The 12,160-nt window shown below is 73.6% G+C and carries 8 protein-coding genes; 4 read left to right on the top strand and 4 right to left on the bottom strand.

What is annotated here, in order from left to right; translation table 11 throughout:
• Nucleotides 1-226: 226 nt before the first annotated feature.
• Entirely contained in the window at nucleotides 227-706 is a 480-nt protein-coding gene (locus tag ACFV2J_RS15265; RefSeq protein WP_385087683.1) for a carboxymuconolactone decarboxylase family protein, read from the bottom strand.
• 236 nt (nucleotides 707-942) lie between these two features.
• On the opposite strand from ACFV2J_RS15265, the gene ACFV2J_RS15270 reads away from it, so the two are divergent.
• The 3 genes from ACFV2J_RS15270 (at nucleotide 943) to ACFV2J_RS15280 (ending at nucleotide 3,632) form a co-directional block, all read left to right on the top strand.
• A complete protein-coding gene (locus tag ACFV2J_RS15270; protein ID WP_385087685.1) occupies nucleotides 943-1,704 on the top strand; it encodes a hypothetical protein in 762 nt (253 codons plus the stop codon).
• 36 nt (nucleotides 1,705-1,740) lie between these two features.
• The gene (locus ACFV2J_RS15275; RefSeq protein ID WP_385087687.1) at nucleotides 1,741-2,166 is read left to right on the top strand and encodes a hypothetical protein; all 426 of its coding nucleotides are present in this window, start codon (nucleotides 1,741-1,743) and stop codon (nucleotides 2,164-2,166) included.
• A 251-nt stretch (nucleotides 2,167-2,417) separates the two neighbouring features.
• Nucleotides 2,418-3,632 (top strand): chitinase, encoded by a 1,215-nt coding sequence (locus ACFV2J_RS15280; protein WP_385087689.1) that lies wholly within the window; start codon nucleotides 2,418-2,420, stop codon nucleotides 3,630-3,632.
• 162 nt (nucleotides 3,633-3,794) lie between these two features.
• On the opposite strand, the gene ACFV2J_RS15285 is transcribed toward ACFV2J_RS15280, so the two are convergent.
• Nucleotides 3,795-5,009 (bottom strand): alpha/beta hydrolase family protein, encoded by a 1,215-nt coding sequence (locus ACFV2J_RS15285; protein WP_385087690.1) that lies wholly within the window; start codon nucleotides 5,007-5,009, stop codon nucleotides 3,795-3,797.
• 269 nt (nucleotides 5,010-5,278) lie between these two features.
• Between ACFV2J_RS15285 and ACFV2J_RS15290 the strand changes: the two genes are divergently transcribed.
• Nucleotides 5,279-7,396 carry an FUSC family protein gene (locus tag ACFV2J_RS15290; protein ID WP_385087692.1) on the top strand — a complete coding sequence of 706 codons (2,118 nt, stop codon included), beginning with the start codon at nucleotides 5,279-5,281 and terminating at the stop codon, nucleotides 7,394-7,396.
• 80 nt (nucleotides 7,397-7,476) lie between these two features.
• Here ACFV2J_RS15290 and ACFV2J_RS15295 read toward each other — a convergent pair whose 3' ends face one another.
• A complete protein-coding gene (locus tag ACFV2J_RS15295; RefSeq protein WP_385438980.1) occupies nucleotides 7,477-9,408 on the bottom strand; it encodes an N-acetylmuramoyl-L-alanine amidase in 1,932 nt (643 codons plus the stop codon).
• A gap of 458 nt (nucleotides 9,409-9,866) precedes the next feature.
• Nucleotides 9,867-11,681, bottom strand: a complete 1,815-nt coding sequence (locus ACFV2J_RS15300) for a M1 family aminopeptidase (RefSeq protein ID WP_385087696.1) — start codon at nucleotides 11,679-11,681, stop codon at nucleotides 9,867-9,869.
• Nucleotides 11,682-12,160 lie beyond the last annotated feature (479 nt).

Genomic DNA, 12,160 nt, shown 5'->3' on the forward strand with positions numbered 1-12,160 from the left:
CCGATGGCCGCGAGGCGATCGGGAGCGGTGGGCCGGGGGCGGGCGGGGGCGGGCGGGGCCCGGGGGCGGTACGGGGGGGGCGGGCCCGGGCGGGGGCGGCCCGGGGCCGGGGGGGGGGGGGGGCGGGCGGCTGGGCGCGGGCGGGGGGGGGGGGGGGGGCGCGGGGCCCCCGCCCCCCCCCCCCCCGCCCGCCCGGGGCGGTGACTCGGGGGTCAGTCCGTTCCGGTCATCCGAACTGGCCGGGCTGGTAGTCGCCGGCGGGCTGCCGGACGATGACGTTCAAGCGGTTGTAGGCGTTGATCAGCGCGATGAGGGACACCAGCGCGGCGAGCTGTTCCTCGTCGAAGTGCTTGGCGGCGTTCGCCCAGACCTCGTCGGACACGCCCCCGGCGGCGTCGGCGATGCGGGTGCCCTCCTCGGTCAGCTCCAGGGCGGCGCGCTCGGCGTCGGTGAAGACCGTGGCCTCCCGCCAGACCGCGACCAGGTTGAGGCGGAGGGCGGACTCGCCGGCGTGCGCGGCGTCCTTGGTGTGCATGTCGGTGCAGAAGCCGCAGCCGTTGATCTGGCTGGCACGGAGCTTCACCAGTTCCTGCGTCGGGTGGGGCAGTGCCGAGTCCGATACGACCTTGCCCGCCGAGTTGATGTGCCGTGCGAACTGGGCCGTGATGGCCTTGTTGAAGAGGTTCAGTCGGGCGTCGGCGTTCATGGCGGTCTCCTCGTTGCGTCGGTGGATACACACCCCTGACGGACGGGCCCGGCGGGATGTGACACGGGGGCGGGGCGGTCGGATGTGACCTGCGTCTCCCGGCCGGACGGGCGCAGCGGATGCGGTGGGGGCGGGTCGGTCGCAGCATGAGAGGCAGAGGTCTCGCCTCAGCGCCGAGCCGGGGGACACCTCCTGCCCTCGGCCCGACCCGGCGGCTCAGGCCACGGAGGTGCCCGATGGCTCCACCCGATGCGACGCGCGGCCCCGGCGGGACGGGGACCGGCAGGACTCCGCCGCCCGGACCCGGGCCCGCGGCGCCCGCGCCGACCGACCCGTCCGGCCGTGAACCGCCGCACCCCCGCGGCGTCTTCCTCGGGTTCGCCCCCTGGATCGTCTTCGACGTCGTGGCGAGTCCCAGCACATGGAAGTACGCGGCCCTGGCCGCGCTCGTCACCGCGCTGGTCCTCAACGTTCCCGAACTGCGGCACGGAAGCCTCAAGGTCCTGGAAGCGGCGGGTGTGGTGTTCTTCGCCGTCGTCTGCGTGCTCGGTCTCGTGCTGGACCGTCAGGAACTGATCTGGCTGGAGACCTACGCGCAGACGCTGTCCAACGGGGTGATCGCCGCCGTGGCCCTCGGGTCCCTCGCGTTCACACCGTTCACCGAGCAGTACGCCCGCGAGTCGGTACCCCGTGAGTACTGGGACTCACCGGTGTTCCGGCGCACCAACCGGGTGCTGACGGCGGTGTGGGGCGGGGTGTTCCTGGTCACGGCTCTGCTGGGGCTGCTCGCCCTGCGGGTGACGTCGGGCGCGGACTGGCTCAACTGGGTCGTCCCGATCGCGATGCTGGTCGCGGCGGTCCGCTTCACGAAGTGGTACCCGGCGTACGTCCGGGCACGGGCCGGGGCGCGGAACCCGGCCCGGACCGGGTCCGGGGCGGGCCCCGGGGACCGAGGGGGTGACCGCATTCCGGGAGAGGGGCCTCGCACGCTAGGGTGAGCGGCCATTCGTGCAGGTGAGGGGCAGGGGAGTCGGATGCTGGATCACTCGGAGGACAGGCTTCTGGAAGAGGCCCTCGGCGCGATCGCCGGACAGGGGCGCCTCGGCGCGAAGTTCGCGGCCAGGTTCCTCAAACACGACGTCCACGAGATAGAGCTGCGGCTGCCGCTGAGCTTCGATCTCGCCCTCGAACGCGTCCGCGGGAGCCTGGTCGAGTCGACGGGCGGCACGGATCCGTCCCTGCTCCAGTCCGGGGCGGACCGGGTGGCGTTGCGGGTGATGTCGGGGGCGGGTTTCGCGGCGCTGAACCCGGTCGTGGTCACGGTCACCGTGACCCGTGTGGAGGAGGCCAGCACCGGGATACGGGTACGGGCCGTGGCCAAGGAAGGCCTGATCAAGCAGCACGCCGGGGAGAAGACCGCGCAGCGCGTGGCGTCGGCGCTGGAGGGCCGACAAGGGTGACTTGACCCCCCGGCCGGCCCCGGCCCCTGTACCCGGCCCTCGGCCCCGGCCCCCGGCCCCGGCTCCCGTGCCCAAGTCCGGGGCCCGACGCCGCGCCCGCGCCCGCGTCCGTGCGCACGCCCGCGCCCGCGCCCGCGAGGTAAAGAATTCGCATGGTCTAGTCCAAAGGGGAATCTGGTCTAGGCCAATCCATTGACATGACCGCAACAGCGTCACGAAGCTGGGGCCAACCCCTCTCCCCTGGAGGCACAGTGAGACGTCTTCGCGCATGTCTGGGCGCGGTCGCCGCCGTCGGACTCGCCGCGGCGGGCACGACCGCACTGGTCGCGGGCAGCGCTTCCGGTGCGACCTCCGCACTCGGCAACAGCTGGTACGCCGCGGCTCCTTACCTGATGCCGCTCGACAACGATCCGCCGGACCCGGCCGCCATCATGGACGCCACCGGCCTGAAGGCGTTCCAGCTGGCCTTCGTCCTCGCGCCCAACGGCGGTGGATGCAGCCCCACATGGGGCGGCACGGCCGCGGTCTCCTCCGACACCGCCGTCCAGTCGGTCGTCAACACCATCCGCGCCAGGGGCGGCGACGTCTCCGTCTCCATCGGCGGGTACGGCGGTACGAAGCTCGGCCAGGCGTGCTCGGACCCGGCCGCCACCGCGGCGGCGTACCAGCAGGTCATCACCAAGTACGGCCTGCACGCCATCGACTTCGACCTGGAGGAGCCGGAGTACGAGAACACCGCGGCCATCAAGAACGAGATCGGGGCCGCCCGGATCCTCCAGCAGAACAACCCCGGTCTGTACGTCTCGGTCACCACCGCGGGCACGGCGGACGGCACCGGCTGGTTCGGCAAGCAGATGCTGCTGGAGGCCAAGTCGCAGGGGTTCACCCCGAACAACTTCTCCATCATGCCGTTCGACGGCGGCTTCAACGGCGCGGCCTCGCAGACCAGCGCGCTCACCAACTTCAACCAGATCCTGCAGTCCACCTTCGGCTGGGACCAGGCGACCGCCTACGCCCACGAGGGCTTCTCCGGGATGAACGGCCGCAGCGACACCGGCGAGTACTTCACGCAGGCCGACTTCCAGACCGTGCTGGACTACGCCACCGGTCACCACATGGACCGCTTCACGTTCTGGTCCCTCAACCGTGACCGCCAGTGCACCCCGGCCGACAACGGCGGTCGCACATCGGGCACTTGCTCCAGCGTCGCGCAGAACTCCTGGGACTTCGCGAAGTATTCGGTGAAGTTCGCCGGAGCGACGCCGCCCACCTCGACTCCCACCCCGACCCCGACCCCGACGCCTCCGGGCACGGGGTGCAAGGCGGCCTGGAGCCCGACCGCCGTCTACACGGCCGGCAACGAGGTGTCGTACAACAAGCACAACTGGAAGGCCAAGTGGTGGACCCAGAACGAGACTCCGGTCGCCTCCGACTGGGGTGTCTGGCAGGACGAGGGTGCCTGCTGAGGTCCTCACGGACCGCCTGCTGAAATCCTGACGGACACCGGCGTGCGGGGTTCCGGGGGACGGACCCCGGGGCCCCGCACCGCTGTGTGCCGGACCCGGGACGAGTGTCCGCGAGCGTCGGGGCGCGATGTCCCGGGCGGTGCCCGCGAGGGCCGGGACGGGTCAGTCCGGCGGTCCGGCCGCCAGGCGGTCGTCCAGCCAGTCGAAGACACGCTGTTCGAACAGCGCGCGGCCCGTCGGCTCGCCGTGGAGAGGGGCGCCCTCGGCCTCGGTGAAGCAGACCAGCGCCTTCGGACCGGGCAGCGCGTCGTAGAGCCGCCGCGGCGCGCCGGGCCAGAAGTGCTCCCCCTCCGGGGCGGTGATCAGCAGCGGGGTCCTGATCCGCCCGGCCACCGGGGTCACGTCGTACCGGGAGACCTCGGCCAGCAGGTCGTACGGCGAGTCCACCCCGTACGGCCGGGCCCGCCGGCGCCACGACGCGGCGAGCGCCGGGTCCGCGGCCAGTGCCTCGCGGACGACGCGGTCGAAGGTGTCGCGCTCACCGGAGTCCCACAGACCGCGCAGCTCCGGGCCGAGGCGGTGCCACCAGCTCTCCGCGACGGCGACGACACCCGGATCGGCGACCGCGGCGGCGATGCGGTGCTCGAACGCGAGCGTGCGCGGAACCCAGTATCCGGCCTGGCCGACGCCGGCGAGCGTGATGCGTTCGGCGTCGACGTCGGACCGCGCGGACAGGAAGTCCACGACCGGCGTGACGACCTTCTCCCAGTCCGGACGGAACGTCACCCCGTGGTCGAACAGCATGGACTGCTGACCGGGCCCGTCGAACAGCAGCGCGCGGTGTCCCCGGGCCACGGCGGGCGCGCCGAGAAGCGTCCAGGCGGAGCTGAGCGGGCTGTCGCCGCCGTTGTTGACGATCATCGTCGGCAGCGGGAGCGGCGGACCGGGCGGGCTCACCAGGTAGCCCGGCAGCGTTCCGGCCCCGTACGGGACGGCGACCCGCTCGGCGGGCGGGTCCCACGTCCGCGCGAACCGGTCGAAGCAGTCGCGGTGCTCCCCGAACACCTCGCGCAGCGCTGTCCCGGGGTCCGCGCAGGACTCGACGCCCACGAGGGCCAGCCCGAAGTATCCGGCGGCCCGCAGGAACGCGTCCCGGGCGGAGACCGACCGCCCGTGGGCCGCGCACTTCTCGCCCTGCGCCCGGACATGACGGCCGAGCGCGGCCCAGGTCCACAACCAGGTCTCGCCACCGGCGTCCGCCACGGTGGCCGAGGTCGCCAGCACCTCGCCCACGTCCGCGCCCTGCCGCCAGGCGGAGCCGAGCGCCAGCCGGATCTCGTGGTCGAACTGGTCGTTCTCGTTGAACCGGTACGCCATGGCGACTCCCGTTGCCCCCGCCGTCGGACGCCCCCCGGCCCCGTGACCGCGCCGTTTCAGGCTACGAGTCCCCCCGCCCTCCCGCACCCGGCACGACCGCCACCACGTGCGCGGGTCCTCCGCCGGGTCGAAGATGAGCAGAGGCCCGGTCGCCGCGCATCCGTGGCGCCTGCCGAGAGGAACGCCCGCATGTGCCCCATGAGCGCACCGCCGCAACCCCCGCCACGGGCCGACCGTGGTGCGCGGGCCGGCGCGGGCGGCGAGCGGGTATGAGGTCCGGGCCCGGCGGTTCCGCGATCGTACGGCGGTCCGTGCAGGTCACCTGCTCGGCGGCCGTCGGCTTCTACGTGTTCCTCTACGGTCTCCACGAGCCCTTGGCGGCGCTGTACGCGCTGTTCGCCCCCATCGCGCTCGGCCTGCTGTCCTCCATTCCCGGGACCGGCCGGCAGCAGGCGTGCGTCACCCTGCGGACCCTGCCGTTCGGACTGGCTCTCGTCGCCCTGGGCACGGCACTGGCGCAGTCCACCGCGGCCGCCGTGGCGGGCATGCTGGTCGTCGGATTCCTGTTGACCTTCAGCGTGGTGGCCGGACCTCGCGCGGCCGGACCCGCGCCCGGTCTGCAACTCCTGTACATCCTGGCCTGTTTCCCGCCCTACGCCCCCCAGACGCTGGGCGGCCGGCTGACGGGCGTGGCCGTGGGCGTCGTGCTCCTCGCGCTGTGCCAGACGTACCTTCTGCGCGGCCCTCCCGACAGGACCTTTCGCGACCTGCTCGCCGACGCGCTGGAGACGGCCGCGGTGGCGGCGGCCGAGCCGGACCGCGTTCCCGTCGCGAGGCTGCGCGCACTCAGCGAGGGGATGCGGCTGTCCCGGGTCGCACCCGGTGAGCGCCCCACCGGACCGGGCCGCGGGGACCGGGCCCTGGGACAGGCGGGCGGCGCGGCCCGCCGCATCCTGGACCAACTGGCCTCGCAGTCCGAGCTGTCCGCGTCCGAGGGCGTACCGCTGGGCACGGACCCGGCGTCCGCGGTGCTCCGGGCCCGTGTCGCGGACATCTGCGCCGACCTGGCCGGGGCCCTGCGCACCGGTCGGCCACCGCCGTCGGCCGACCTGCTCCGCAAGGAGATCGAGCGCTTCCAGGCCGCCCGGATCCGCCGCGCGGCCGATCCCGGGGAACAGGACGTCGACAGCCGGGTGCTCCGACGGCAGGCCGCGGTACTGACGCTGGCGGAGTCGGCGTGGATCGTGGTGACCGCCGTGGGCGTCGCCGCCGCCGGACACCGCGGCCCGCCGCTCTCGCCCCGTGACCTCTTCTGGTACGTGGACCTGTCCACCGCGTCGCTGTGGACGCGCCGGATCGTGGGCAACGCGACGCATCGCTCGGTGTGGTTCCAGAACGCGGTACGGGTCGCGTGCGGGCTCGCCGTCGCCCGGCTCGTCGCGGGCACCCTCGACCTCGCGCACGGATTCTGGGTCCTGCTGACGGTCCTCACCCTCGCGCGCACCACGGTCGGCGCCACCTGGCGCGCGGTGCGCGAGGCGGTGCTCGGCAATCTCGTGGGCGCCGTCGCGGCGGGTGCGCTGCTCATCGCGGTCGGACGGCACCTGGACGCCTACGCCGTTCTCCTCGTACCCGGCATGCTCATCGCCTTCGACCTGGGGCCCCGGCTCGGAGTCGCCTACGCCCAGGGGCTGTTCACCCTGGTGGTCGCCCTCGCCTTCGCCCAGATCGCCCCGACCACCTGGCGGCTGTCGGAGGCACGCCTCGTCGATGTCGTCACCGGCAGTGTCATCGGCCTGCTGTGCGGGCTGCTGGCCTGGCCGGCGGGGGCGCGGCGGGAGGTCCGCCGCACCATGGCGAGCCTGCTGCGCTCCTGCGGGGCGCTGGTGCCCGCCACGGTCGACGCGCTGCTGGAGGCACCCGGGGCCGACCCCTGCGCACCCTCGACCTCGCGCACCCTGCATCACCTGCGGCTGGCGGAGGCCGCCTACGCGCAGTTCCGCAGTGAGCCGCCCACCGCCCGGGAGGACGTCCAGGCCGACTGGCACGGGGTGCTCGTGGTGGCGTACCACACCGTGCTCGGCGCCCAGCGGCTTCCCTGCTTCGAGGTACCGACCACCGACGTGCCGCCGGACGCCCGCGCATGGGCGCGCCGGACGGCGGCCGAGCTGACGACGGACGTGGACCGCATCGCCCTGCGCTTCACCACGGAACAGACCCCCGCGCCCGGTCGACGCCCCTGCGCTCCGCCGCTGCCGCGGCACCATCCGGGGCTGCCCACCCTCGTCGACCTCGAAGTGTGGCTGACGGCCATGGACCATCAGCTCCGCCGCATCGAGACCTCCCTCACCGCGAAGCCGGGAAGCCGGGAAGCCGTGAAGCCGTGAAGCCGTGAAGCCGTGAAGCCCACCGGGCACCTTGGGTGCGGACCAGGGCGCGGACCTGGACCCGCGCCCTGCCGTACCGGTCACCGCTCGCGTGGCGGCGCCGCGTGTCCCGTCGTGGGCTCGGACCCCCGTGACCCGACCACGTCCACGTCGCTCGCCCGGACGAAGGCGATCCGCTGGCCGAGCTGGATCTCGTACCACTCCTCGCGGCCCGTCACCACCGGGCTCGGCGTGTCACGGAACTGAGACCGGTCGATGTGGGACCCGACGAGGCGGGCCTGAGTCGCGTACCGCTGCCCCGCGAGGAAGTGGTACGGCAACGGCGACTCGGACTGCGCCGGCACGTCCTGCGGGTAGGCGTCCTTCTCCGGGAGAGCACGTCCGTAGACCGGGACCTCGCTCAGGCCCGCCTTCGGTGTCACCATCCGGCCGCTCGCGCCGACGGCGGTCGGGCGGGTCACCGGGTTCCTGAACCACGCCCGCACGCCCTGGTACCAGATCGCCGTCCAGTCGCCCTCGTAGCCGGCGACCGCGAAGGTCTGGCCCGCGGAGACCCGCGACCCCAGATCGTCGACGTCCACCGTGGAGGCCTCGCCCCCCGGGCGTCTGCCCGGGTCCTGGACCAGCGGAGCGCTCTCGTCCGGCGCGGTGTGCAGGCGGACCGCGCTGGAGCCGTGCGGCGCGCACGGCGTGCCGGCCTCGGTGCAGCCCGTGAACTCCGGCCGGTGGGTGGCGTAGTCCGGCAGCACGGTCACCATGTCGCTGTCGGCCCCGGCGGTGGCGCGCAGGGGCGCGCCGAGGAGGTCGAAGTAGTGCCGCCAGTCCCAGAAGGGTCCCGGGTCGTCGTGCATGCCGGGAACGGAGGAGGCGGTCGGAGCCGGTACGTTGTCATGGCCGAGGATGTGCTGCCGGTCGAGCGGGACGTCGTACTTCCTCGCCAGGTAGCGCACCAGACGGGCCGAGGCCCGGTACATCTGTTCCGTGTACCAGCTGCCGGGCTGTTTGAGGAATCCCTCGTGCTCGATCCCGATCGAACGGGCGTTCACCATCTGGTTGCCCGAGTGCCAGGCCATGTCCTTGGTCCTGATGTGCTGGGTCACATGGCCGTCGCTGGAACGGATCGAGTAGTGCCACGAGGGCTCCTTCGGATTCTGCACGGTCTGCAGCATCGACCGCAGGGTCGCCTCCGTGTCGTGGAGGACGATGTAGTCGATCCTCTGGTCCCGGGGCCGGTCGGCCACGTCGTGGTTGCCGTAACTGCCGTCGTCCGTCCGTACGTACGGCGCGCTGAGCCAGTCGCAGTCCAGCTCCGGCGGGCACTCGACCTCCTTCGGCCGGTACGCCTTCCGCTCGTCGGTGGCGCGGGGGCGCACGCGCGGGCTGGCGGGAAGGGTGATCTGCTCTCCCGCGTCGGTGGTGCGGTGCGCGCCTTGGCGGATCAGCGAGAAGACGTCGTTCGCGTACGCCGCGGCCGACACGGCGTCATCCGTGCCCGAGAAGCGCGCCACCGCGTCCCACCAGTCCTTCGGGTCGGCGCTGAGCGGTCTGCCGAGCTGTCGCTGGGTCGCGGCCAGGAGCGCCGCGCCGCCGCGCACGTTGGCGGCGGTGTCCGTCCGCAGCCGTCCCGCCGGGGCCCCGATCAGCAGGGCGGCGCGGCGCAGGTCCGCCGGCTGTTCGGCGGGGCTGCCCGAGGAGCCCACGGGGGGTGCGGCCGACGGCCCCGCCGCGATCGCGGGCGCATCGGCCCGTGCGCTCGGCGAGGTCGCCGGGGCCTTGGCCTGACGGGTGTCGACCAGGTGCATCGGACCGTAGCCGCCGGCGACACTCGGGGTGCCCGGCCGGGAGTCCCACCGCGACTGCAGGTACGAGACACCCATGAGCACACTCCGCGGCACGTGGTACTCGTCCGCGGCGTCCGTGAAGACGTTCTGCAGCTTCCGCTCGGCCGTCGGGCCGCCGCAGGCCGGGGCGCCGGTCAGCAGCGGTATCAGCAGCGCGGCGGACGCGGTCATGCGGACGGTCCGGCGGCGCCCTCGTCCAGCACCGGGGCTTCGGCGGGCGGCACGTGTCTTCATCCCGGAGATCTCCAACCATGCTCGTCGCGGCCAGGACAAGGAGTTGCCCCTTGCACCACCCCTTGTACGTTTCCGTGCCCGACACGCGACGGCGCGTCGAGCGTCACCGGTGTGGACCAGCGGCCAGGCAGAGGCCACCCGGTCGGCGGCAGATGTACGGAATCTGACAGGTGGTCAGCAGAGATCCCCGTCTCGCGCGAGGGTGAGCGGAACGGGGCTACGACGGCGGGGTGCGACGGCCGGCATGACGGGCCGTTACGAGGGGCCGATATGACGGACTGGCGGGCACTCGAACTGACGCCCGGTCGGACTGACGGATGGTCGGGCTGACCGGGCCGACGCATGGGTGGTCTGTCGGTCCGATGGTCTGACGGTCCGACGGGCGGCGCGGCGGCTCAGCCCCTGACCGGGTCCGGGTGCCAGTCGGGATGCCCCGGCATGGGCGGGGTGCGCGCCCCGTACAGCCACGGGGTCAGGAAGGCGCTCAGGTCCTGGCCGGCGACGCCGGACGCGAGGGCGACGAAATCGTGGGTGCCGGCGGTACGGCCCTGATACGTCGTCACCCAGGACCGCTCGATCCTGCCGAAGGTCTCCTCACCCACCTTCTCCCGCAGGGCGTAGAGCACCAGCGCCGAACCGTCGTACCGCATCTGCTTGAACAGACGCGCGTCCGAGTCGGGTTCGGCGGGCGCCCCGTCGTCATGACGCCACTGGTCGTGCCGTTCGTACGCCGTCCGCATGGCGCTCTCGAGGCTGTCGCCGCCGTGGGAGCCGGAGTACAGACGTTCGTAGAAGCGGGCGTGTCCCTCGCTCAGCCAAAGGTCGGACCAGCGTCGGATGGCGACGCTGTCGCCGGTCCACTGATGGGCCAGCTCGTGGACGAGGTTGCGCTCGGCGTCGACCCGGTCGCCCAGCAGGTCGGCCCTCGGCACCACGGACAGGGACTGCGTCTCCAGCGCCACCGGCAGGTCGGTGTCCCCGACCAGGACGCCGTAACGGCGGAAGGGGTACGGGCCGAGCCGCCGTTCCAGCCAGGCCAGGTGCGCGGCGGTGAGGGAGCGGTACGCCCTGGTGCGGTCGACCAGGCCGTCCGGGACCACGTCACGAACGGGCAGCCCGTGCGGTCCGGTGCTCTCGGCGAACGCGAACTTCCCGATCGCGACCTGGACCAGCTGGGCCGCGACGGGGTGCTCGGAGTCGTACGTCCAGCGGACGCGGCCGTCGGGCCGCCGGACGCGCTCGACGAGCCTGCCGTTGGCGACCGCGCCGAGACCCGGCGGGGTGGTGATGTGGAAGGTGACCGGTGCCCGCAGGCTCGGGTGGTCGTCCACCGGGAAGATCATCTTGGCGCCGTCGGGCTGCGGGTAGAGCAGGGTGCCGTCAGGCGTCGGCACCCAGCCGTACTCCGCGATGGCGTCGCCGCGGTGCCGTTGCCGGGTCGGGTCGGCGGTGTAGTCGACTCGCACGGTGAAGGCGCCGCCGTGGGGGATGGGCCGCGCGGGTGTGACGACGAGTTCGTCCCCGTCGCGCACGGCGCGGGCCGGCGCGCCGTCGACGGTGACCTCGCGCAGGGTGTTGCCCGCGAAATCGAGGTCGAAGCGGGAGAGGGCCTGCGTGGCGGTGGCGTCGATGGTGGTGCTCGCGCCGAACGGTGTTCGCGGGGCCGCCCAGTCGAAGTCGAGGGTGTAGCGACGGACCGTGTAGCCACCGTTGCCGTCGAGGGGCATGAGCGGGTCGCCGATGCCCGGGGCGCCGGGGGAGGGGGCGGTACCGGGCGAGGCGGGGGGCGCGGGGGAGGGGCCGGGGGCATGGGTGCCGGGACGGGCGGAGGCCCGGTGGTCCCCGGCGGGGAGGACGCCGGCGAGGGCGACCGCGCCCACGATGCCGACGGCACCGGTCAGGGTGAGGGCGACGACCGCGCGACGGGAGCGGGGGTCCCTGCCAGGGGGTCCCCCCGGGGCCGCCTCCCGCGGGGTTGGCGTGAGCGGCGCGCTCACCGGAGGAACCGGCCGACGCCCCCGCACGCACGGGGTCGCGTGCGCGCGGCGGGGGACGCGGCTGCGTACGAGGTCGCGGCTGCGTGCGGCGACGCGGATGCGTACGAGGTCGCGGCCGCGTGCGGGGACGCGGATGCGTACGGGGACCGGGACCTGCGGGTGGATGCCGTCGTACGCCGGCGCAAGGTTGTGCGGGTGGATGTCGTCGCGCACGGGCGTCCGGTGGTGGACGAGCCCGTGGCCGTGTGCGCACGAGTGGCCATGCTCGTACACCCGGCCGTGCACGAGCCCTCGGCCGTGCGCACGCGAGTGGCCGCGGTCCTACCCGGGCAAGCGCGCGTGGACCTCGACCGGCATACGCGAGCACCTGTCGGCCGGCGTACCGGAGTGGCGGTCCCCGGCCGGCCGGCCGGGGTGGTCCCCGACCCGCGGACCGGAGCGGTCGTCGGTCGGTGGGCGCGGCCGCCGGACCACGGGCGCGCGTGGACCGCCGTCCCGCGAGGGACCGGGCCGACGGCGGTCGCGATCTTCATGGCCGCACTATGACACCAAGAGGCGTGAAGAGTCGCTTATCCACCCATATCGTCCGCTCGCATGGACTATCAGGGGGACGAGGGAAGGGGTGGAGGGCAGGGGCGGGTTCCGTCCGTCCGAGGGCCGGAAGGTCGGTGGCGCGGTCGGCGGCGCAAGGG

The organism is Streptomyces sp. NPDC059668, from assembly GCF_042734135.1.
Taxonomy (GTDB): domain Bacteria; phylum Actinomycetota; class Actinomycetes; order Streptomycetales; family Streptomycetaceae; genus Streptomyces.

What these genes read in the sequence shown, in the direction of transcription:
- ACFV2J_RS15265 (WP_385087683.1), bottom strand. Translation starts at nt 706, where the DNA reads ATGAACGCCGACGCCCGACTGAACCTCTTCAACAAGGCCATCACGGCC.
- ACFV2J_RS15270 (WP_385087685.1), top strand. Translation starts at nt 943, where the DNA reads ATGGCTCCACCCGATGCGACGCGCGGCCCCGGCGGGACGGGGACCGGC.
- ACFV2J_RS15275 (WP_385087687.1), top strand. Translation starts at nt 1,741, where the DNA reads ATGCTGGATCACTCGGAGGACAGGCTTCTGGAAGAGGCCCTCGGCGCG.
- ACFV2J_RS15285 (WP_385087690.1), bottom strand. Translation starts at nt 5,009, where the DNA reads ATGGCGTACCGGTTCAACGAGAACGACCAGTTCGACCACGAGATCCGG.
- ACFV2J_RS15290 (WP_385087692.1), top strand. Translation starts at nt 5,279, where the DNA reads ATGAGGTCCGGGCCCGGCGGTTCCGCGATCGTACGGCGGTCCGTGCAG.
- ACFV2J_RS15295 (WP_385438980.1), bottom strand. Translation starts at nt 9,408, where the DNA reads ATGACCGCGTCCGCCGCGCTGCTGATACCGCTGCTGACCGGCGCCCCG.